Source organism: Pseudomonas sp. efr-133-TYG-23, from assembly GCF_030209215.1.
Classification (GTDB): domain Bacteria; phylum Pseudomonadota; class Gammaproteobacteria; order Pseudomonadales; family Pseudomonadaceae; genus Aquipseudomonas; species Aquipseudomonas rhodesiae.
On sequence record NZ_JARVSL010000002.1, the window covers coordinates 233,392 to 255,772 of the forward strand.

Annotated in this window: 20 protein-coding genes; 10 read left to right on the plus strand and 10 right to left on the minus strand. The window is 60.6% G+C overall.

From position 1 onward, the window contains the following. Positions 1-69 precede the first annotated feature (69 nt). From QRN41_RS01795 to QRN41_RS01810, 4 genes are all read right to left on the minus strand, one after another. Positions 70-2,916, minus strand: a complete 2,847-nt coding sequence (locus QRN41_RS01795; protein ID WP_285421101.1) for a valine--tRNA ligase — start codon at positions 2,914-2,916, stop codon at positions 70-72. Between the two features lie 123 nt (positions 2,917-3,039). Further along, entirely contained in the window at positions 3,040-3,429 is a 390-nt protein-coding gene (locus QRN41_RS01800; protein WP_167417238.1) for a DNA polymerase III subunit chi, read from the minus strand. 7 nt (positions 3,430-3,436) lie between these two features. Next, positions 3,437-3,865, minus strand: coding sequence for a DNA polymerase III subunit chi (locus tag QRN41_RS01805; protein ID WP_034137116.1), 429 nt, complete (start codon positions 3,863-3,865; stop codon positions 3,437-3,439). Between the two features lie 60 nt (positions 3,866-3,925). Continuing rightward, on the minus strand, positions 3,926-5,416 hold the full coding sequence (locus QRN41_RS01810) for a leucyl aminopeptidase (RefSeq protein ID WP_285421102.1): 1,491 nt from the start codon (positions 5,414-5,416) through the stop codon (positions 3,926-3,928). Positions 5,417-5,701: 285 nt separating this feature from the next. Between QRN41_RS01810 and lptF the strand changes: the two genes are divergently transcribed. The 10 genes from lptF to tadA all read left to right on the plus strand — a co-directional run bounded on the left by lptF (position 5,702) and on the right by tadA (position 16,069). Beyond that, on the plus strand, positions 5,702-6,820 hold the full coding sequence (gene lptF / locus QRN41_RS01815; RefSeq protein WP_034111890.1) for an LPS export ABC transporter permease LptF: 1,119 nt from the start codon (positions 5,702-5,704) through the stop codon (positions 6,818-6,820). Then, positions 6,813-7,892, plus strand: a complete 1,080-nt coding sequence (gene lptG / locus QRN41_RS01820) for an LPS export ABC transporter permease LptG (protein ID WP_285421103.1) — start codon at positions 6,813-6,815, stop codon at positions 7,890-7,892. The genes lptF and lptG overlap by 8 nt, the downstream gene beginning before the upstream one ends. 151 nt (positions 7,893-8,043) lie before the next feature. Continuing rightward, positions 8,044-9,843, plus strand: coding sequence for a translation elongation factor 4 (gene lepA / locus QRN41_RS01825; RefSeq protein WP_034137119.1), 1,800 nt, complete (start codon positions 8,044-8,046; stop codon positions 9,841-9,843). 5 nt (positions 9,844-9,848) lie between these two features. Then, complete coding sequence (gene lepB / locus QRN41_RS01830) at positions 9,849-10,703, plus strand: signal peptidase I (RefSeq protein WP_034137120.1); 855 nt, start codon at positions 9,849-9,851, stop codon at positions 10,701-10,703. 146 nt (positions 10,704-10,849) lie between these two features. Further along, positions 10,850-11,539: a ribonuclease III gene (gene rnc, locus QRN41_RS01835; RefSeq protein ID WP_033902449.1), complete on the plus strand. Its 690-nt coding sequence runs from the start codon at positions 10,850-10,852 to the stop codon at positions 11,537-11,539. Then, the gene (gene era, locus QRN41_RS01840) at positions 11,532-12,434 is read left to right on the plus strand and encodes a GTPase Era (RefSeq protein ID WP_016978271.1); all 903 of its coding nucleotides are present in this window, start codon (positions 11,532-11,534) and stop codon (positions 12,432-12,434) included. The genes rnc and era overlap by 8 nt, the downstream gene beginning before the upstream one ends. A 141-nt stretch (positions 12,435-12,575) precedes the next feature. Beyond that, positions 12,576-13,265: a DNA repair protein RecO gene (gene recO / locus QRN41_RS01845; protein ID WP_285421104.1), complete on the plus strand. Its 690-nt coding sequence runs from the start codon at positions 12,576-12,578 to the stop codon at positions 13,263-13,265. Positions 13,266-13,317: 52 nt separating this feature from the next. After that, positions 13,318-14,061 carry a pyridoxine 5'-phosphate synthase gene (pdxJ, locus tag QRN41_RS01850; protein WP_285421105.1) on the plus strand — a complete coding sequence of 248 codons (744 nt, stop codon included), beginning with the start codon at positions 13,318-13,320 and terminating at the stop codon, positions 14,059-14,061. 128 nt (positions 14,062-14,189) lie between these two features. Then, positions 14,190-15,572, plus strand: coding sequence for a multicopper oxidase family protein (locus tag QRN41_RS01855; RefSeq protein WP_285421106.1), 1,383 nt, complete (start codon positions 14,190-14,192; stop codon positions 15,570-15,572). Next, positions 15,572-16,069: a tRNA adenosine(34) deaminase TadA gene (gene tadA / locus QRN41_RS01860; RefSeq protein ID WP_034096057.1), complete on the plus strand. Its 498-nt coding sequence runs from the start codon at positions 15,572-15,574 to the stop codon at positions 16,067-16,069. The genes QRN41_RS01855 and tadA overlap by 1 nt, the downstream gene beginning before the upstream one ends. Before the next feature lie 140 nt (positions 16,070-16,209). On the opposite strand, the gene cmoB is transcribed toward tadA, so the two are convergent. From cmoB to lon, 6 genes are all read right to left on the minus strand, one after another. Continuing rightward, positions 16,210-17,166 (minus strand): tRNA 5-methoxyuridine(34)/uridine 5-oxyacetic acid(34) synthase CmoB, encoded by a 957-nt coding sequence (gene cmoB, locus QRN41_RS01865; RefSeq protein ID WP_094065380.1) that lies wholly within the window; start codon positions 17,164-17,166, stop codon positions 16,210-16,212. Further along, entirely contained in the window at positions 17,163-17,906 is a 744-nt protein-coding gene (gene cmoA / locus QRN41_RS01870; RefSeq protein ID WP_285421107.1) for a carboxy-S-adenosyl-L-methionine synthase CmoA, read from the minus strand. Before cmoA ends, cmoB begins: the two co-directional genes overlap by 4 nt. Before the next feature lie 152 nt (positions 17,907-18,058). Continuing rightward, a complete protein-coding gene (locus tag QRN41_RS01875; RefSeq protein WP_285421108.1) occupies positions 18,059-18,463 on the minus strand; it encodes a hypothetical protein in 405 nt (134 codons plus the stop codon). 162 nt (positions 18,464-18,625) lie between these two features. Continuing rightward, on the minus strand, positions 18,626-19,273 hold the full coding sequence (locus QRN41_RS01880; RefSeq protein ID WP_034137126.1) for a lysoplasmalogenase: 648 nt from the start codon (positions 19,271-19,273) through the stop codon (positions 18,626-18,628). A 1-nt stretch (position 19,274) separates the two neighbouring features. Beyond that, entirely contained in the window at positions 19,275-19,664 is a 390-nt protein-coding gene (locus tag QRN41_RS01885; RefSeq protein ID WP_034096061.1) for a protease inhibitor I42 family protein, read from the minus strand. 190 nt (positions 19,665-19,854) lie between these two features. Continuing rightward, positions 19,855-22,275 (minus strand): endopeptidase La, encoded by a 2,421-nt coding sequence (lon, locus tag QRN41_RS01890; protein WP_034137127.1) that lies wholly within the window; start codon positions 22,273-22,275, stop codon positions 19,855-19,857. Positions 22,276-22,381 lie beyond the last annotated feature (106 nt).

Consider the following 22,381-nt stretch of genomic DNA (forward strand, 5'->3'; position numbering starts at 1 on the left):
AGCAAGGGATTGGGAAAATGCAGGCAAAAAAAGAGACCCGAAGGTCTCTTTCTCGACGCGAACCAAGCCTTAGAGGCTGGAAATCCGCGCATGCTGCTCCGCCAGTTTGCCCAGGGCCTGTTCAGCCTCGGCCAGCTTGGCGCGTTCTTTCTCGATCACTTCGGCCGGGGCCTTGTCAACGAATGCCGCGTTGGACAGCTTGCCGCCCACTCGCTGCACTTCGCCTTGCAGGCGTGCGATTTCTTTGTCGAGACGGGCCAGTTCCGCGCCCTTGTCGATCAACCCAGCCATTGGCACCAGCACTTCCATGTCGCCGACCAGTGCGGTGGCGGACAGCGGTGCTTCGGCATCGGCAGCCAATACGGTGATCGACTCCAGCTTGGCCAGCTTCTTGAGCAGTGCATCGTTTTCGCTCAGGCGACGCTGATCCTCAACGCTGGCGTTCTTAACGAACACCGCCAGTGGTTTGCCCGGACCGATGTTCATCTCGGCGCGGATGTTGCGCGTGCCGAGCATCAGGGTCTTGAGCCATTCGATATCGCTTTCGGCCGCTTCATCGATGCGGGCTTCATTGGCCACCGGCCAAGGTTGCAACATGATGGTCTTGCCTTCGATACCCGCCAGTGGCGCCAGGCGCTGCCAGATTTCTTCGGTGATGAACGGCATGAACGGGTGGGCCAGGCGCAGCGCCACTTCCAGCACGCGCACCAGGGTACGGCGGGTGCCGCGCTGACGTTCGACCGGCGCGTTTTCGTCCCACAGGACCGGCTTGGACAGCTCCAGGTACCAGTCGCAATACTGGTTCCAGATGAACTCGTACAACGCCTGGGCCGCCAGGTCGAAACGGAACTGATCGAGCTGGCGAGTCACCTCGGCTTCGGTGCGCTGCAACTGCGAGATGATCCAGCGGTCCGCCAGGCTCAGCTCGTAGGCTTCGCCGTTCTGGCCGCAGTCTTCGCCCTTGTCCAGGACGTAGCGCGCGGCGTTCCAGATCTTGTTGCAGAAGTTGCGATAGCCTTCGACGCGGCCCATGTCGAACTTGATGTCGCGACCGGTGGACGCCAGCGAGCAGAAGGTAAAGCGCAGGGCGTCGGTGCCGTAGCTGGCAATGCCATCGGCGAATTCATCGCGGGTCTGCTTCTCGATCTTCTTCGCCAGTTTCGGCTGCATCAGGCCCGAGGTGCGTTTCTGCACCAGGGTTTCCAGGTCGATGCCATCAATGATGTCCAGCGGGTCCAGGACGTTGCCTTTGGACTTGGACATCTTCTGGCCCTGGCCATCGCGCACCAGGCCGTGTACGTACACGGTCTTGAACGGCACTTGCGGCGTGCCGTCTTCGTTCTTCACCAAGTGCATGGTCAGCATGATCATCCGGGCGACCCAGAAGAAAATGATGTCAAAACCGGTGACCAGCACGTCGGTTGAGTGGAATTTCTTCAGGAACTCGGTCTGCTGCGGCCAACCCAGGGTGGAGAAGGTCCACAGGCCCGAACTGAACCAGGTGTCCAGTACGTCGTTGTCCTGTTGCAGCGCAACGTCGGCACCGAGGTTGTGCTTGGCGCGCACTTCGGCTTCGTCGCGGCCTACGTAGACCTTGCCCGACTCGTCGTACCAGGCCGGAATGCGGTGGCCCCACCACAGTTGGCGGCTGATGCACCAGTCCTGGATGTCACGCATCCACGAGAAGTACATGTTTTCGTACTGCTTAGGTACGAACTGGATACGGCCGTCTTCCACGGCGGCGATAGCGGGCTCGGCCAGCGGTTTGGTGGACACGTACCACTGATCGGTCAGCCAAGGCTCGATCACGGTGCCGGAACGGTCGCCCTTCGGCACCTTAAGGCCATGGTCGTCAACGCTGACCAGCAGGCCGGCGGCGTCGAAGGCGGCCACGATCTGCTTGCGTGCTTCGAAGCGGTCGAGGCCAGCGAATTCAGCCGGGATCTTGCCGTCGACGCTGTCATTGAGGGTGCCGTCCAGGTTGAACACCTGGCAGGCCGGCAAGACAGTGGCGTTCTTGTCGAAGATGTTGAGCAACGGCAGGTTGTGGCGCTTGCCCACTTCGTAGTCGTTGAAGTCGTGGGCCGGGGTGATTTTCACGCAGCCGGTGCCGAATTCAGGGTCGCAGTAATCGTCCGCGATGATCGGGATGCGGCGGCCGACCAATGGCAGTTCGACGAACTTGCCGATCAGCGCCTGGTAGCGCGCGTCGTTCGGGTTAACCGCGACGGCGGCATCGCCGAGCATGGTTTCCGGGCGGGTGGTGGCGACGATCAGGTAGTCGTTGCCTTCGGCGGTCTTGGCGCCGTCGGCCAGTGGGTACTTGAGATTCCACAGGAAGCCTTTCTCGTCGTGGTTTTCCACTTCGAGGTCGGAAATCGCCGTGTGCAGCTTGGTGTCCCAGTTGACCAGGCGTTTGCCGCGGTAGATCAGGCCGTCTTCGTGCAGGCGCACGAAAGCCTCTTTGACCGCTTCGGACAGGCCGTCGTCCATGGTGAAGCGCTCGCGGCTCCAGTCGACGGACGAGCCCAGGCGACGGATCTGACGGCTGATATTGCCGCCGGACTGATCCTTCCATTCCCAGATTTTTTCCAGGAATTTCTCACGGCCCAGATCATGGCGACTTTGGCCGGTGGCTTCGAGTTGGCGTTCCACCAGCATCTGGGTGGCGATACCGGCGTGGTCGGTGCCCGGTTGCCACAGGGTGTTGCGGCCCTGCATGCGGCGGAAACGGATCAACGCATCCATGATCGCATTGTTGAAGCCATGGCCCATGTGCAGGCTGCCAGTGACGTTCGGTGGCGGAATCATGATGGTGTAGGACTCGCCCGCACCTTGTGGGGCGAAATAATTCTCGGACTCCCAGGTCTGGTACCAGGAAGTTTCGATAGCGTGGGGCTGGTAGGTCTTATCCATGCGCGGCGGGACCCTAGTTGGCATTAATTCAGGAAAGCCGGCAAGTATAGCGGTGTGAAGCAGTTGCAAGCTATAAGCCACAAGCTGCAAGTGGAGTGCAGTGCTTTAACTTGCGGCTTGTGGTTAGTTGTTTGTAGCAGCGGCGATCAGCCGCTCCATCCGCGCATCCAACCGACGTTTGATCTCGGTTTCGATATGCGGGGCAAAGTCGTCGATCACGTCTTGCATGATCAGTTGTGCGGCGGCACGCAGTTCGTTGTCCAGGTGCAGCAGCAAGGCGTCGGGGGTTTTTTCAGTGGCGGTAGCGGGTTGCGCAACGGGGGCTGGCGCGACGGGTTCAGGCACGGCAGGTTTGCCGCCGACCATGTCGAACAACAGCGGAATCTGTACCTCGCCTGTGACCGCCTCGGTCAGCAGTGGCGGTTGCAAACCTTCATCACCCAGCAACTGACGGATCGACTCAAGGTCGTCCAGCAGGTGGTCATCTTTTTTTAACGGGTTGAAAGTGTCCATCGTGTGCTCAAAGTCGTTGTAGCCGGTGATCTTGCAAAGGATAGCCCTGTTCGCGGTAGAAACGGAAACTCTCCCGCGCAGCCTGACGAATAGCCGGATCTTCCACCACCACCTCCGCCACGCGGGCGAATGCCTGGGCAAAGGGCGGTACTTTCAGGTCCAGGTTGACCAGCAGGTCGTGATGCGCGCCGCAGCTGTCGCCCAAACCCAGTACCACCAGCCCTTCGGGTTCGGTTTCTGCGGGGCCATGGGGTACAAAGCTTTCACCCTTGAAACGCCACAGACGGGCATCGAGCTCCTCGCGTTGGGCGGCATCGCTGCAATGCAGGTAAATGCGATGGCCCATGCGCCAGGCTTTTTCCGTGAGTTTGCAGGCGAAGTCCAGGCGCGCGAGGGGATCGGCGCTGGGCAATATATAGAAGTCGACTTGGGGCATGTGGGTTCCTGCAACGTCCCGTCCCACCCTTTATAGACGCAAGGGCGGGACGGGCACTGTTTAGGCTTTGGCGCGATCCAGCAGGTACTGCGTCAGCAACGGAACCGGGCGGCCGGTGGCGCCCTTGTCTTTGCCGCCACTGGTCCAGGCGGTGCCGGCGATGTCCAAGTGAGCCCAGTTGAAGTTCTTGGCGAAGCGCGACAGGAAGCACGCCGCAGTGATGGTGCCGGCCTTCGGCCCGCCGATGTTGGCGATGTCGGCGAATGGGCTGTCCAGTTGTTCCTGGTACTCGTCGAACAGCGGCAGTTGCCAGGCGCGGTCGTCGGCAGCCTTGCCGGCGCTGAGCAGTTGCTCGATCAGCTCGTCGTTGTTGCCCAGCAGGCCCGAAGTGTGGGAACCCAGGGCAACGATGCAGGCGCCGGTCAGGGTGGCGATGTCGATCACGGCCTGTGGCTTGAAGCGCTCGGCGTAGGTCAGGGCGTCGCACAGCACCAGACGGCCTTCGGCGTCGGTGTTGAGAATTTCCACGGTCTGGCCGCTCATGGTCGTCACGATATCGCCTGGGCGCGAAGCACCGCCGCTCGGCATGTTCTCGGCACAGGCCAGGATGCACACCAGGTTGATCGGCAGCTTGAGTTCCAGCACGGCACGCAGAGTGCCGAACACGCTGGCGGCACCGCCCATGTCGTACTTCATCTCGTCCATGCCGGCGCCAGGCTTGAGGCTGATGCCGCCGGTGTCGAAGGTGATGCCTTTACCCACCAGGGCGTAAGGCTTCTCGGACTTCTTGCCGCCGTTGTATTGCATCACGATCAGGCGAGGCGGCTGGTCGCTGCCCTGGCCCACGGCATAGAACGAGCCCATGCCCAGGTCCTTGATCTTCTTCTCGTCCAGTACTTCAACCTTCAGGCCTTTGAATTCCTTGCCCAACGCCTTGGCTTGCTCGCCCAGGTAGGTCGGGTGGCAGATGTTCGGCGGCAGGTTGCCCAGGTCGCGGGTGAACGACATGCCGTTGGCGATGGCTTGGGCGTGGGTCACGGCGCGGGTCACTTCAGCCTGGGCGGCCTTGATGGTCAGCAGGGTGATTTTTTTCAGGGCGCGGGGTTCGGCTTTCTGGCTCTTGAACTGGTCGAACACGTAGCCGCCGTCCACCAGGGATTCGGCCAGCAGACGGGTCTTGCCGTAGCTGTCACGGCCCTTGACGACGATTTCATCCAGCGCCAGCGTTGCATCGCTGCCGCCCAGGCCTTTGAGGGTGCTGAGGATGCCGCTGATGATCTTGCGGAACGGGCGGTCGCCCAACTCGTCGTCCTTACCCACGCCCACCAGCAATACGCGGTCGGCCTTGAGGTTGGGCAGGCTTTGCAGCAGCAGGCTCTGACCCACTTTGCCGGCCAGGTCGCCGCGCTTGAGCACCGCGCTGATGGCGCCGCCGCTCACTTCATCGAGCTGCTTGGCGGCGACGCCGAGCTTGCGGCCTTCGCCGATGGCGACCACGAGGGTGGCGGTCTTCAACGTTTCGGGGCTAACGCTTTTTACAACCAATTCCATGTTCGGGTCCCTTATAAAGGTCTATGAGCCTGGCGTTTGTACCCAGGCTTTAAAGCGTGGCAGTCGTGTCAACCACCCGCGACAAAGGCCGCAGTTTGAACCTCGCCGGCAGAGCCTGACAACCCTTGGCGCACGCTTTGTGCGTGTGCATGAGGTTGCGCAGTGACAGGCGCGGTCAATCACAGGATAATGCGCCATCTTTTTAGCCGGCCCTGTGTAAAAGGGGCTGACTCGGTATGCTTGCTTGTTTGGCCGCCTTAGCCTGACAACCCTGGAGTGTCTGGTTTGATTGTCTTCCGTTATCTGTCCCGCGAAGTCCTGTTGACCCTGAGTGCCGTGAGTGCGGTGCTGCTGGTCATCATCATGAGTGGTCGTTTCGTCAAATACCTGGCTCAGGCCGCTTCCGGCGCGCTCGACCCAGGTTCGCTGTTCCTGATCATGGGCTTTCGTCTGCCAGGGTTCCTGCAACTGATCCTGCCGTTGGGCCTGTTCCTGGGCATTCTGCTGGCCTACGGTCGTCTGTACCTTGAAAGCGAAATGACCGTGCTGTCGGCTACCGGCATGAGCCAGCAGCGCCTGCTGGGCATGACCATGATCCCAGCCGCCGGCATCGCCCTGATCGTCGCCTGGCTGAGCCTGAGCCTGGCTCCCCAGGGCGCCATGCAATTTCAGTTGGTGCTGAACAAGCAGGACGCGATGACCGAGTTCGATACCCTCGAACCCGGCCGCTTCCAGGCCCTCAGCGACGGCACTCGGGTGACCTACACCGAGACCATGACCGAAGACCGCGCCAACCTGGGCGGCGTATTCATCTCCGAGAAGCGCCTGGGCCAGGACAAGAAGGACCGTGGCATTTCTGTGCTGGTGGCCGATTCGGGCCGTCAGGAAGTACGCCCCGATGGCAGCCGCTACCTGATCCTGGAAAACGGCTACCGCTATGACGGCAGCCCGGGCCAGGCCGATTACCGGGCCATCAAGTACGACACGTACGGCGTGATGCTGGCCCGTCCGGAAGTCAGTGATGAAGTCACCGACCGCGATGCCATCCCCACCGCGCAATTGATCGGCAGCCAGGAACTGCGTTCCATCGCTGAGCTGCAATGGCGTATTTCCTTGCCGCTGCTGGTGTTTATCGTGACCTTGATGGCGGTGCCGCTGTCGCGCGTCAACCCGCGCCAAGGCCGTTTCCTCAAGTTGTTGCCGGCGATTCTGCTGTACATGGCTTACCTCACCATCCTGATTTCCGCCCGCGGTTCCCTGGAAAAAGGCAAGCTGTCGCCGGTCCTGGGCCTGTGGTGGGTACACGGGATTTTCCTGGTGATCGGCCTGGGGCTGCTTTATTGGGAACCTATACGCTTGAAGATGAAGAGCCGTCGTGGCCAGAAGGAGTTGGCTCGTGGCTAAGCTCGATCGCTACATTGGTAGCAGCGTACTCATCGCCATCCTGGCGGTACTGGGCATCATCCTGGGCCTGGCCTCGTTGTTTGCCTTCATCGATGAAGTGGGCAACGTCAGCGACACCTACACCGTCACCGACGTGCTGAGCTACGTGGCGCTGACCGCTCCGCGCCGCCTGTACGACATGATGCCGATGGCCGCGCTGATCGGTTGCCTGATCGGCCTGGGCAGCCTGGCCAGCAACAGTGAGCTGACCATCATGCGTGCCGCCGGGGTCTCCATCGGCCGGATCGTATGGGCGGTCATGAAGCCCATGTTGCTGCTGATGCTCTGCAGCGTGCTGATCGGCGAGTACATCGCGCCGCCGGCTGAGTCCACGGCCCAGGCCAATCGCGCCCTGGCCCAGGGTTCGGGTGACGCGCAGAGCGCCAAGCATGGCCTGTGGCACCGTCAGGGTGACGAGTTCATCCACATCAACGCCGTGCAGCCTGGCGGCTTGTTGATCGGGGTGACGCGCTACACCTTCGATAAAGAACGTCATATATTGTCGTCCAGTTTCGCCAAACGTGCGCAGTACGACGCGGAAAAATGGCAACTGAGCGATGTCACCACCACTTATTTCCGCAATCCCGGCCAGGGCACCAAGGCCAGCACCGAAGTGATCAACGTACCGAGCGAAGCGTGGGACATCGCCCTCAAGCCGGAACTGCTCAGCACCGTGGTGATGATCCCGGAAAGCCTGCCGATCTCCGGTCTGTGGAGCTATATCCACTATCTCAAGGACCAGGGCCTGAATAATGGCCGTTATTGGCTGGCATTCTGGGTCAAAGTGTTGCAGCCGGTGGTGACTGCCGCGCTGGTGTTGATGGCGATCTCATTCATCTTCGGGCCGCTGCGCTCCGTGACCCTGGGCCAGCGGGTGTTCACCGGCGTACTGGTGGGGTTCACCTTCCGGATTGCCCAGGATCTGCTCGGCCCGTCGAGCCTGGTGTTTGGCTTCTCGCCGCTATTTGCGGTGCTGGTGCCGACCGCCATCTGCGCTTTGGCCGGGTTCTGGCTGCTGCGCCGCGCCGGTTGATCGCGCGCTTATGAACAAAAAATGCCCCGGTCGAGAGATCGGGGCATTTTTGTTCTGGTCAGCAAAGATGACGCCTGGCCTGAGCATCAGGTACAATTCCCGGCTATTTTTCAGCGGGCAATCTGCCTGCAGCCTTTTTGAGTGTTGATCCGTGAGTGATTTGAGTCATATCCGCAATTTCTCCATCATCGCCCACATTGACCATGGCAAGTCGACGCTGGCCGATCGATTCATCCAGATGTGCGGCGGCCTCGCCGAGCGTGAGATGGAAGCCCAGGTCCTGGACTCCATGGACCTCGAGCGCGAACGCGGGATCACCATCAAGGCCCACAGCGTCACGCTGTACTACAAGGCCAAAGACGGCATCACTTACCAACTGAACTTCATTGACACCCCCGGCCACGTTGACTTCACCTACGAAGTCAGCCGGTCCCTGGCGGCCTGTGAAGGTGCCTTGCTGGTGGTCGACGCCGGCCAGGGCGTGGAAGCGCAATCGGTCGCCAACTGCTACACCGCGATCGAACAGGGCCTGGAAGTCATGCCCGTGCTGAACAAGATCGACCTGCCGCAGGCCGAGCCCGAGCGCGTCAAGGAAGAGATCGAGAAGATCATCGGCATCGACGCCACCGACGCGGTCACCTGCAGCGCCAAGACCGGCCTGGGTGTCGACGAAGTGCTCGAACGCCTGGTCCACACCATTCCAGCCCCCACCGGCAACATCGAAGATCCGCTGCAAGCGTTGATCATCGACTCCTGGTTCGACAACTACCTGGGCGTTGTGTCCCTGGTCCGCGTGCGCCACGGCCGCGTGAAGAAGGGCGACAAGATCCTGGTCAAGTCCACCGGCAAGATCCACTTGGTGGACAGCGTCGGTGTCTTCAACCCCAAGCACACCGCGACCGTTGATCTTAAAGCCGGTGAAGTAGGCTTCATCATCGCCGGTATCAAGGACATCCACGGCGCGCCGGTGGGTGACACCCTGACGCTCAGCTCCACTCCGGATGTGGACGTGCTGCCAGGCTTCAAGCGTATCCAGCCGCAGGTCTACGCCGGTCTGTTCCCGGTCAGCTCCGACGATTTCGAAGATTTCCGCGAAGCCCTGCAAAAGCTGACCCTCAACGACTCGTCGTTGCAGTACACCCCGGAAAGCTCCGACGCCCTGGGCTTCGGCTTCCGCTGCGGGTTCCTGGGCATGCTGCACATGGAAATCATCCAGGAGCGCCTGGAGCGCGAATACGACCTGGACCTGATCACCACCGCGCCTACCGTTATTTTCGAGCTGCTGCTCAAAACCGGTGAAACGATTTACGTCGACAACCCCTCCAAGCTTCCGGATCTGTCGTCGATCGAAGACATGCGCGAGCCTATCGTGCGGGCCAATATCCTGGTTCCGCAGGAGCATTTGGGCAACGTTATTACCCTGTGTATCGAAAAGCGTGGCGTTCAGCGCGACATGCTGTTCCTCGGCACTCAGGTTCAAGTGACTTACGACATGCCGATGAACGAAGTGGTCTTGGACTTCTTCGACCGTCTCAAGTCCACCAGTCGCGGCTATGCTTCGCTGGACTACCATTTCGATCGTTACCAATCGGCTAATCTGGTGAAACTGGATGTGCTGATCAACGGCGACAAGGTCGATGCCTTGGCACTGATCGTGCACAAGGACAATGCGCATTACAAAGGTCGCCAGTTGACCGAGAAGATGAAAGAACTGATTCCGCGTCAGATGTTCGACGTCGCGATCCAGGCCGCCATCGGCGGGCAGATCATTGCGCGAACCTCCGTCAAGGCACTCAGAAAGAACGTACTGGCCAAATGCTACGGCGGTGACGTAAGCCGTAAGCGCAAGCTGCTTGAGAAGCAAAAGGCCGGTAAAAAACGCATGAAGCAAGTGGGCAACGTGGAAGTTCCACAAGAAGCCTTCCTTGCGGTGCTCAGGTTGGATAGTTAGGTCCTATGTCGCTAAATTTCCCGCTGTTGCTGGTCATCGCCGTTGCCGTCTGCGGTCTCTTGGCGTTGCTCGATCTGGTGTTCTTCGCCCCGCGTCGGCGGGCGGCTATCGCGTCCTATCAAGGCAGCGTCAGCCAGCCCGATGGCGTGGTGATCGAGAAGCTGAACAAAGAGCCTTTGCTGGTTGAATACGGCAAGTCGTTCTTCCCGGTGTTGTTCATCGTGCTGGTGCTGCGTTCGTTCCTGGTGGAGCCGTTTCAGATCCCGTCGGGGTCGATGAAACCTACCTTGGACGTGGGTGACTTCATCCTGGTGAACAAGTTTTCCTATGGGATCCGCCTGCCGGTGATCGATAAGAAGGTCATCGAAGTCGGCGACCCGCAGCGCGGCGACGTGATGGTATTCCGCTACCCAAGCGATCCGAACGTCAACTACATCAAGCGTGTGGTTGGCCTGCCGGGCGATGTGATCCGTTACACCAGCGACAAGCGCCTGTTCATCAACGGTGAGTCGGTGGCCGAAAAACTGCTCGGTTCCGAACCGAACAGCCTGGGCAGCGCCGAGCTGTATCAGGAGAAGCTCGGTGCCGTGGAGCACGAGATCCGTAAGGAGATGAGCCGCTATCGCGCCCAGCCTGACGGCCAGTGGAAAGTGCCTGCCGGGCACTATTTCATGATGGGCGACAACCGCGACAACTCCAATGACAGCCGCTACTGGGATGACCCCAGTATTCCCAAAGAGCTGCTGGGCATGGTTCCCGACCAGAATATCGTCGGCAAGGCCTTCGCGGTCTGGATGAGTTGGCCGGAACCCAAGCTCAGCCACCTGCCGAACTTCTCGCGGGTCGGGCTGATCAAGTAATACAAGCGGCGCTGTGAACACAGCGCCGAATGCTTTTCTGGGGCGTGGACAATTCGCGCCCCATGCAACACCCATCAGGATTTGAATTTGAACACTGCGTCAATCGTCGATGGCCGCCGGTGCCACCAACTCACTATGGATAAACCGTGACCGTTTCTCTCAGTCGTCTCGAGCGCCAGCTCGGCTACACCTTCAAGGACCAGGAATTGATGGTCCTTGCCCTCACACACCGCAGCTTCGCAGGGCGCAATAACGAGCGCCTGGAATTTCTCGGTGATGCCATCCTCAATTTCGTTGCCGGTGAAGCCCTTTTCGAGCGCTTCCCCCAAGCCCGTGAAGGCCAGCTATCGCGCCTGCGCGCACGCCTGGTCAAGGGCGAAACCCTGGCCGTACTGGCTCGCGGTTTCGGCCTGGGCGAGTACTTGCGCCTGGGTTCCGGCGAATTGAAAAGCGGCGGGTTTCGCCGTGAATCGATCCTGGCCGATGCCCTCGAAGCGCTGATCGGCGCTATCTACCTGGATGCGGGCATGGAAGCGGCCAAGGAGCGGGTCACCGCATGGCTGACCTCCGAGATCGAAAGCCTGACCCTGGTCGATACCAACAAAGATCCCAAGACCCGCCTGCAGGAATTCCTGCAATCGCGCGGCTGCGAACTGCCCCGCTACGAAGTGGTGGATATCCAGGGTGAGCCCCATTGCCGCGTGTTCTTCGTGGAATGTGAAATCACCTTACTGAACGAAAAAAGCCGAGGTCAGGGTGTGAGCCGTCGTATTGCCGAACAGGTAGCGGCCGCTGCAGCACTGATTGCCCTGGGCGTGGAGAATGGCCATGACTGATTCAACCGCAACACGCTGTGGCTATGTTGCCATCGTCGGCCGCCCCAACGTGGGCAAGTCCACGCTGCTCAACCACATCCTGGGGCAGAAGCTGGCGATTACCTCGCGCAAGCCGCAGACCACCCGCCACAACATGCTGGGCATCAAGACCGAAGGCAATGTGCAAGCGGTCTACGTCGACACCCCGGGCATGCACAAAGGCGGCGAAAAAGCCCTTAACCGCTATATGAACAAGACCGCTTCGGCCGCGTTGAAAGACGTCGACGTGGTGATCTTCGTGGTCGACCGCACCAAGTGGACCGATGAAGACCAGATGGTTCTGGAGCGCGTGCAGTACGTCACCGGCCCGTTGATCGTCGCGCTGAACAAGACCGACCGCATCGAAGACAAAGCCGAGCTGATGCCGCACCTGAGCTGGCTGCAGGAACAACTGCCGAACGCCCAGATCATCCCGATTTCCGCCCAGCACGGCCACAACCTCGATGCCCTGGAGCGCGTGATCGCCGAGCACCTGCCGGAGAACGAACACTTCTTCCCGGAAGACCAGATCACCGACCGCAGCAGCCGTTTCCTCGCCGCCGAACTGGTGCGTGAGAAAATCATGCGCCAGATGGGCGCCGAGCTGCCGTACCAGATCACCGTCGAAATCGAAGAGTTCAAGCAGCAGGGCAAGACCTTGCATATCCATGCGCTGATTCTGGTCGAGCGCGACGGCCAGAAGAAAATCATCATTGGCGACAAGGGCGAGCGCATCAAGCGCATCGGCACCGAGGCGCGCAAGGATATGGAATTGCTGTTCGATTCCAAGATCATGCTCAACCTGTGGGTGAAGGTGAAAGGCGGTTGGTCCGATGACGAGCGTGCGTTGCGCTCCCTCGGCTACGGCGACCTGTAAGTACACCGCAGGCAAAAAATGTGGGAGGGGGCTTGCCCCCGATAGCGGTGGACCAGTTAATAAATACGTGACTGAGCCACCGCCATCGGGGCCAAGCCCCTTCCCACATTAGGTTTATGTTGTTTTCACGATAGAGAACCCATGTCCCAGTCCCCACCTCCCAGCCAACTCGCCTATGTCCTGCACAGCCGTGCCTATCGCGAGACCAGCGCCCTGGTGGATTTCCTCACCCCGCAAGGTCGCCTGCGCGCGGTGTTGCGCAGTGCGCGGGGCAAGGCCGGGACATTGGCGCGGCCCTTTGTGGCGCTGGATGTGGAGTTTCGCGGCAAGGGCGAGCTGAAGAACGTCGGCCGCCTGGAAAGCGTCGGCACCTGCGCCTGGCTCAATGGCGATGCGCTGTTCAGCGGCCTGTACCTCAATGAACTGCTGATTCGCCTGTTGCCGGCCGAAGATCCGCACCCGGCGATCTTCGATCACTACGCCGCCACCTTGCTGGCCCTGGCCGAAGGTCGGCCGTTGGAGCCGTTGCTGCGCGCCTTCGAATGGCGTTTGCTGGACGATCTGGGTTACGGCTTTGAACTGAACAATGACCTGCACGGCGAACCCATCGCCGCCGATGGTATGTATCGCCTGCAAGTGGACGCGGGGCTGGAGCGCGTCTACTTGCTGCAACCCGGTCTATTTCAGGGCACCGAGCTGCTGGCCATGAGCGAAGCCGACTGGACCGCGCCCGGCGCCTTGTCCGCCGCCAAGCGCCTGATGCGCCAGGCCCTGGCCGTGCACCTGGGCGGGCGGCCGCTGGTCAGTCGCGAGTTGTTTCGAAAGCCCTGACATCCCCGTGTATGCTGTGCAGCGTTTCTTTCCCCTTTTCAGGAGCGCTTCCGTGACCACCAGCAATCGCATTCTTCTTGGCGTCAACATCGACCACGTCGCTACCCTGCGCCAGGCCCGGGGCACTCGCTACCCCGATCCGGTCAAGGCCGCGCTGGACGCCGAAGAAGCGGGCGCCGACGGCATCACCGTGCACTTGCGCGAAGACCGTCGGCACATCCAGGAACGCGACGTGCTGCTGCTCAAGGACGTGCTGCAAACCCGAATGAATTTCGAAATGGGCGTCACCGATGAAATGATGGCGTTCGCCGAGCGCATCCGCCCGGCACATATCTGCCTGGTGCCGGAAACCCGCCAGGAACTCACCACCGAGGGCGGCCTGGATGTGGCCGGCCAGGAAGCGCGGATCAAGGCCGCGGTGCAGCGTTTGTCGAAGATCGGCAGCGAAGTGTCGTTGTTTATCGACGCCGACCTGCGCCAGATCGAGGCCTCGCGCCGCGTCGGCGCGCCCGCCATCGAACTGCATACTGGCCGCTACGCCGATGCCACCACGCCGACGGAGGTCGCAGACGAGCTGCAACGCATTATCGAAGGCGTGAACTGCGGTCTCAATGAAGGCTTGATCGTCAATGCCGGCCACGGTTTGCACTACCACAACGTCGAGGCCGTCGCCGCGATCAAGGGCATCAACGAACTGAACATCGGTCATGCCTTGGTGGCCCACGCGCTGTTCGTCGGCTTCAAAGGCGCGGTTGCCGAAATGAAGGCCCTGATCCTGGCCGCCGCCAAGCACTAAAAACAGCCAAGCCGCAATGTGGGAGGGCGTTACCTCCCACATGAGAACCCTTACTGTTTAGCCCGTGTGGGTGTATCGTATCCGCCCTTTGCAGGCTATGCGCCTGCTGGCCGATACGCGAGGTTGTTGTGTCCCGATCCTTTTCCCGTCGACAAATCCTGGGTGGTCTTGCAGGCCTGGCTGTAGTAGGTGTCGGTGCCGGTGGCGGCTACCGCTACTGGCTGGGGAAAGTCGCCGAAGCCGAGGCGGGGCACGATTACGAACTGATCGCGGCGCCGCTGGATGTTGAGCTGGTGCCGGGACATAAGACCGAGGCCTGGGCGTTCGGCCCGTCGGCGCCGGGCACCGAGTTGCGCGTGCGCCAGGGTGAGTGGTTGCGAGTGCGCTTTATCAACCACTTGCCGGTCGCCACCACCATCCACTGGCATGGCATCCGCCTGCCGCTGGAAATGGACGGCGTGCCCTACGTCTCGCAGTTGCCGGTGCTGCCTGGCGAATACTTCGACTACAAGTTCCGCGTGCCCGACGCCGGCAGCTACTGGTACCACCCTCACGTCAACAGCAGCGAAGAACTCGGCCGTGGCCTGGTGGGCCCGCTGATCATCGAAGAGCGCGAGCCTACCGGTTTCAAACACGAATGCACCCTGAGCCTCAAGAGCTGGCACGTGGACGAAGAGGGCGCGTTTGTCGCCTTCAGCATCCCCCGCGAAGCGGCGCGTGGCGGTACGGCCGGGCGCTTGTCGACGATCAACGGTGTGTCCCAGGCGGTGATCGACTTGCCGGCCGGGCAGATCACCCGTGTGCGTCTGCTCAACCTGGATAACACCCTGACTTATCGCATCAATATTCCCGACGTCGAAGCGCGCATCTACGCGTTGGATGGCAACCCTATCGAACCGCGCCCGCTGGGCAAGGAGTACTGGCTGGGCCCGGGCATGCGTATCTGCCTGGCGGTCAAGGCGCCGGCGGCGGGTGAAGAACTGTCGATCCGCAACGGCCCGGTGCGCCTGGGCACCTTCCGCTCAGTGGCCAATACCGACGCGCCCACCGACTGGCCACCGGCGCTGCCGGCCAACCCGATCAGCGAGCCGGACCTGGCCAATGCCGAGAAACTCAACTTCAATTTCGAGTGGGTCGGTTCGGTCTCGGTCAATGTGGACAACGGCAAGCCGCCGAGCCTGTGGCAGATCAACGGCCAGGCCTGGGACATCACCGACAAGACCTGCGCCGACCGCCCGATCGCCAAGCTGGAAAAGGGCAAGAGCTACATTTTCGAATTGAAGAACATGACCCAGTACCAGCACCCGATCCACCTGCACGGCATGAGTTTCAAGGTGATCGCCTCGAACCGCCACAAGGTGATCCCGTATTTCACCGACACCTACTTGCTGGGCAAGAACGAGCGCGCCCGGGTGGCGTTGGTGGCGGATAACCCTGGGGTGTGGATGTTCCACTGCCATGTGATCGACCATATGGAAACCGGCCTGATGGCCGCCATTGAGGTGGCGTGATGCGTCAGTTTCGCCCCACGGCGATCATCGACCGCAGCCGGGACCAGGACTTTATGCGTGAAGCCCTGGCCCTCGCCGCCCAAGGCGCAGCGCTGGGTGAGGTGCCGGTCGGCGCAGTGCTGGTGCAAGACGGTGAAATCATCGGACGAGGCTTTAATTGCCCCATCAGCGGTAACGACCCTAGCGCCCACGCCGAAATGGTCGCCATCCGCGCCGCCGCCCAGGCCGTCAGCAACTACCGCCTGCCAGGCAGCACGCTGTATGTGACCCTGGAGCCGTGCAGCATGTGCGCCGGGCTGATCGTGCATTCACGCATCGCACGAGTGGTGTACGGCGCATTGGAGCCTAAGGCGGGGATCGTGCAGAGCCAGGGGCAGTTTTTTACCCAGGGCTTTTTGAATCATCGGGTGTTGTTTGAAGGCGGTGTACTGGCTGAAGAGTGCGGCACGGTGCTGAGCGAATTCTTCAAAGCCCGCCGTGCCAAACCCGCCCTCTAAAGAACACAGCAGATCAAATGTGGGAGGGGGCTTGCCCCCGATGACGGCGGGTCAGCTAAGGCTATGCTGACGGACACTCTGAAATCGGGGGCAAACCCCCTCCCATATTTTGAGCTTTATTTTTCCAGCGGGACGGGGGCTTACTTTTTGGCGATGATGACGGCCCGCATAGGCGCCGGCAGCCCTTCAATGGTCTTGCTGTGATCATCCGGATCGAGGAAATCGCTGAGGGATTGATACTTCATCCATTCCGTCCCACGTTGTTCCTGCACCGTGGTCACACTCACATCCACACACCGCACATCACTGAACCCGGCACGCCGCAGCCATAGCATCAACGCCGGCACCGAGGGCAGGAACCACACGTTGCGCATCTGCGCGTAGCGATCTTCCGGCACCAGCACTTGTTGCTGATCGCCTTCCACCACCAAGGTTTCCAGCACCAGCTCGCCGCCCTTGACCAGTGTGTCCTTGAGCGCCAGCAAGTGCTCGATGGGCGAGCGACGGTGGTAGAAAACGCCCATGGAAAACACCGTGTCGAAGCCTTCCAGGTTGGGCGGCAGGTCTTCGAACGGGAACGGTAGGTGCCAGGCTTTGGGCTCGGACAGGTAGCGTTGCACCGCCTGGAACTGGCAGAAGAACAACCAGTTGGGGTCCACGCCGATCACGCTGTCGGCACCGGCGCCGAGCATGCGCCACATGTAGTAGCCATTGCCGCAGCCGACGTCGAGGATGCGCTTGCCCTTGAGGTTCAGGTGCGGCGCCACCCGCGACCACTTCCAGTCCGAGCGCCATTCGGTGTCCACGTGCACGCCGAACAAATGGAACGGGCCTTTGCGCCAGGGGCTCAGGCCCATGAGTGCGGTGTGCATCTGCGCGCGGGTGGCGTCGTCGCAGTCGGCGTCCAGGGTCAGGCCGTTCAGCAGGTCGACGTGGTCGGGCGCGAGGGGCGGCAGTGCGTCCAGCGCGCTCTGCCAGCGCGCGAGGTCGCCGTGGCCTTTCTCCATTTTGCTGTCGAGTTGCGCCTGCAGGCCCTGGGCCCAAACGGCCAGGGGCGTGCCGACCAGATGGCGGGCGAGGGGGGACAGATCAATCATGGCAAGGCAATCAACGAGGCAAAGTTAAGACACTGGAACCACGGCACGACTTTCGAGAACCCGGCCGCCAGCAGGCGTTCGCGGTGTTCTTCGAGGCTGTCGGGCTTCATGACGTTTTCGATGGCGCTGCGTTTCTGGGCGATTTCCAGTTCGCTATAGCCGTTGGCGCGTTTGAACGCCACATGCAGGTCGGTGAGCAGTGCGTGTTCTTCCAGGTCATTGAAGCGCAGCTTTTCCGAAAGGATCAGCGCGCCGCCCGGCAACAGCGCCTGACGAATGCGGCCGAGCAACGCCAGGCGCTCCTCGGGGGCGATGAACTGCAAGGTGAAGTTCAGCGCCACCACCGAAGCCGGCTGGAGCTGCAACGCGAGGATATCGCTCTCGACCACCTGCACCGGCAGCAACTCCTGAAACATCGAGTCCTGGCCATTGAGGTATTCGCGACAGCGTTCGACCATCGCCGCCGAGTTATCCACCGCGATCACCGAGCAGCCCTCGGTGCGCACATGGCGCCGCAGAGCCTGGGTCACCGCGCCGAGGGATGAGCCCAGGTCGTAGAGCACGCTGTGGGGTTGGGCAAACTGCGCGGCCAGCACGCCGAGGTTCTCGACAATGGTCGGATACCCAGGCACCGAGCGTTTGATCATGTCGGGAAACACCCGCACTACATCCTCGTTAAAGGCGAAGTCCGGCACCTGGGGCAGGGGCTGGGCGAACAGGCGATCGGGTTCTTGGCTCACGGTTGTTCCGGCGACGTTGGGGGAAAGGCCGGCATTTTAGCCAAGTTGAAGGAGGAGTGCGCGGTTTGTCTGAAAGCCATTATCGGTTCAGATAAGACTGCACGGGCTCGTTAGCGGGTGCAGTCTTCGTAAGCGGTGGGTAATGACGGTAGCTAAGTTGATTCTTGGAGATCAAACGTTGCGTCTATTTTGTAAGTGTCTGAACCATTGCTTTTGGCAGTGAGGGAAAGTGTGCCTTTGTAATGTCGATTAGTATGATCAGGTGTGATATCAAGGGTGCCTTCGTAGTTTTGAAGGCTATCAAGTTCTGCTGGAACTACCATGGCGCTTCTGAAACTGGAAAAGTTATCTAAAACATGTTTGCCTGCAACAATGTTTGGGGCCAGTGTCAAGGTTATTGACGACCAACGATTTTCGGAAACCTTATCCCCTGCATAGATCTCAAGTTCCCTGTCGTCATAATATAAGTAAAAGCTCTCGCCGACGAAGTCTGTGGGCGCATCGTTCTTGGAAACAGTACCCGAAAATTCTCCATTTGCGTTCTTTTGGTTTCTCATGATTTTAGTCTCCAATTTTCTGAATAAACATTACATGTTGGACGTATAAGTAATCTATTCTTGGTTTGAAAATTGGAATACTGTCAACTATGACAGTTTGATAGACGGATTTGATATAAGGTTTCGCGCTGAATTGTCTAATGAGTGTTTTATTGATTGAGTTTAAAGAGTGCGCTTAGAGGCGCTTACTGAGAATGCCGCGGCTGTAATTCCCCACTGGCCAAGCCAATAGGTAGTAATCAGCAAATACGGCGCGGCCTCGAACGCGACCACGAACCGATTGATGCCGATCAGCGTGTCGGAAAACACAAAGGATGCGGCTCCCGCCGCGGCCAGCAGCGCCGAACGCTTGGGCACATCTCCGCCTAAGCGGGCCAGCGCGCGCCAGAGCATGGCGCTGATCACCAGGGCATAAACCACCACAGGTATCAACAAATCCCCCAGGCCATGGGAAATCAGGAGGCTCAACAGCACCGCTCCCACGCCCAGCGCGAGGATCAACGGCAGCGGTGCCAAGCGGCGGCAATCGCTGAAGTAAGCCTTGAGGTACGCCAAGTGCGCCAACAGAAACGCGCCCAGGCCAAAGATAAACAGGTCCCCCGGCCAGGCCAGCAGAACATCGCCCACCAGTGAGAAAATCAGCCCCAGGCTGATCCAGCGGCGATAGTCGGTGGGCGGCGCATCGTGCAGCCAGCCCAGCAGTGCCAGCACCGGCAAGGGTTTGACCAGCAGGCACAGCAGCGTGGCGTGGGTGGTCAGGCCGTAGATAAAAGTGCCGGCGCCCATCAGCGCAAGAATCAGCCACGGCATATCAGTTCACCGTAATGGCGCAGTCGAAGGCTTCAACGGGTTCGGCTTCCGGCTCCCAGGGCTGCTGGGAGGTCAGGCGCAAGCGACCCTGACCCGGCGCGAAAGCCTGGAACCGCCAGGTCGACTGGCCGCCGCCGCCGATCACCCCGGATTCGCTACTGCTGTAGACCTCGGGGCTCAGCGCACGCAGCACGCCGCCGGCCGAATCCTGGATCGCCCAGCGGTAACCAGTAGTGGGGTTGCTGGGCAGGGTAAGGATCAGGTTTTGCCCGGTTTTCAGCTGGAGCGGGCAGGCGCTCTGGTTTTCCACGGTGACGTTTTGCTTGGGAGCGCTGGCGCAGGCGGCCAGCAGGGCAAGGCTCAAGGGGAGAAGCAGGCGGGCAGCGGTCATGAGGGCTCCGTTGTTTGGCGACGAAGACCGAGCATAACCGAAGATAAGACAAGGTGTTACAGGGTGGATACAGGTTGGGGCCACTTACGGCATCGGGGGCAAGCCCCCTCCCACACTTGAGTATGTTCACAAATCAGCCTGTGGGAGGGGGCTTGCCCCCGATGAGGCCAGTGCAAGGGCTAACGGTCTATCAGAACAGCACCTTCGCCACATCCGCAAAGCGCTTGGCGAAATGCACCGTCATGCCTTCCTTCAGGTACTCCGGCAATTCTTCGAAACTGCCGCGATTGGGCTCCGGCAGGATCAGTTCATGAATCTTCTGGCGCCGCGCGGCGATTACTTTTTCGCGCACTCCGCCAATTGGCAGCACATGCCCGGTCAGTGTCAGCTCGCCGGTCATGGCCACGCCTTTCTTCGGCGGTTGGTTACGGGCCAGGGACAGCAGGGCGCTGGCCATGGTCACACCAGCACTCGGGCCGTCCTTCGGCGTGGCGCCTTCCGGCACATGCAGGTGCACAAAGGCTTCGTCGAAGAACTTCGGGTCGCCGCCAAAAGACTTCAGGTTCGAACTGATGTAGCTGTAGGCGATTTCGGCGGACTCCTTCATCACCTCACCCAACTGGCCGGTCAGCTTGAAGCCACGGTTAAGGGTGTGAATGCGCGTCGCCTCGATCGGCAAGGTGGCACCGCCCATGCTGGTCCACGCCAGGCCGGTGATGACCCCAGTGCCGGACAACACTTGTTCATTACGGAACACCGGCGTGCCCAGGGAGCTTTCCAGGTCTTTGTTGCCGATCTTGATCACGCTGTCCGGCGCATCCAGCAACTTGACCACCGCCTTGCGCACCAGTTTGCCCAGCTGTTTCTCCAACTGGCGCACCCCAGCTTCACGGGCGTAACCGTCGATCAGCGCGCGCAGGGCGCCGTCGCTGATGGTCAGGCTGTTTTTCGCCACGCCGGCTTTTTCCAGCTGCTTGGGCCATAGATGGCGCTTGGCGATGGCGACTTTCTCTTCGGTGATATAGCCCGACAGGCGAATCACTTCCATACGGTCGAGCAATGGGCCGGGGATGGAATCCAGGGTGTTGGCGGTGCACACGAACAGCACCTTGGACAGGTCCAGGCGCAGGTCCAGGTAGTGGTCGAGAAATTCGACATTCTGCTCAGGGTCCAGGGTTTCCAGCAGCGCCGACGCCGGGTCACCCTGGAAGCTCTGGCCCATCTTGTCGATCTCGTCCAGCATGATCACCGGGTTCATCACCTCCACGTCCTTGAGCGCCTGCACCAGTTTGCCGGGCAGGGCGCCGATGTAGGTGCGGCGATGGCCCTTGATTTCGGCCTCGTCACGCATGCCGCCGACGCTGAACCGATAGAACGGGCGGCCCAGGGACTCGGCGATGGATTTGCCGACACTGGTCTTGCCCACGCCCGGCGGGCCCACCAGCAGCACAATGGAACCGGCGACTTCGCCTTTATAGGCGCCCACCGCGAGGAATTCGAGGATGCGGCTCTTGATGTCGTCAAGGCCCGCGTGGTGTTTATCCAGCACCTTGCGCGCGTGCTTAAGGTCGAGTTTGTCCTTGCCGTACACGCCCCACGGCACCGACGTGGCCCAATCCAGGTAGTTGCGGGTGACCGCGTATTCCGGCGAGCCGGTCTCCAGGATCGACAGTTTGTTGAGTTCTTCATCGATGCGTTTTTTCGCCTGGGCTGGCAGTACTTTGCCTTCCAGGCGCTGCTCGAATTGCTCGACGTCCGCGCTGCGGTCGTCCTTGGTCAAGCCCAGTTCCTGCTGGATGACTTTGAGCTGTTCTTTGAGGAAGAACTCGCGCTGATGCTCGCCGATTTTGCGGTTCACTTCGGCGGACAGCTCTTTTTGCAGGCGCGCGACTTCGACTTCCTTACGCAGCATCGGCAGCACTTTTTCCATGCGCTTGAGCATGGGCACGCAGTCCAGCACTTCCTGCAGTTCGTTGCCGGTGGCGGAGGTGAGGGCGGCGGCGAAGTCGGTCAGCGGCGATGGGTCGTTGGGGCTGAAGCGGTTGAGGTAGTTCTTCAACTCTTCGCTGTACAACGGGTTGAGGGGCAGCAGCTCCTTGATCGCGTTGATCAGCGCCATGCCGTAAGCCTTGACCTCGTCGGTCGGCTCGGACGGCTGGTGTGGGTATTCGACTTCCACCAGGTACGGCGGGCGATGGTGCTTGAGCCAGGTGCGAATCCTCACGCGGGTCAGGCCCTGGGCGACGAATTGCAGCTTGCCGTTTTCGCGGCTGGCGTGATGCACCTTCACCAGGGTGCCGTACAGCGGCAGGCTGGAGGTGTCGAAGTGGCGCGGGTCTTCCGGCGGCGTGTCCATAAAGAACAGGGCCAGGGAGTGGTGCTCGGACTTGCTCACCAGTTCCAGGGTTTCGGCCCAGGGCTCTTCATTGACGATCACCGGCAACACTTGCGCGGGGAAAAACGGCCGGTTGTGGATCGGGATGATATAGACCTTGTCTGGCAGGTTCTGCCCAGGCAGGGCCAGGCCGGTATTGGACGAGTGGGATTCAGCGTTTTCGGGGTCGGCGTAATCGTTGAGGTCGTAATCGGGAAATTCTTGCTGGTCGCTCATGGGGCACCTGCATCAGGAAGTATGGTGCTTAGATGGGGCGAGGTAGCGGTGGTTTCAATGGTGGGGTTGAGATAGCAACATATTGCATAAAATTACGGCGGCGTTC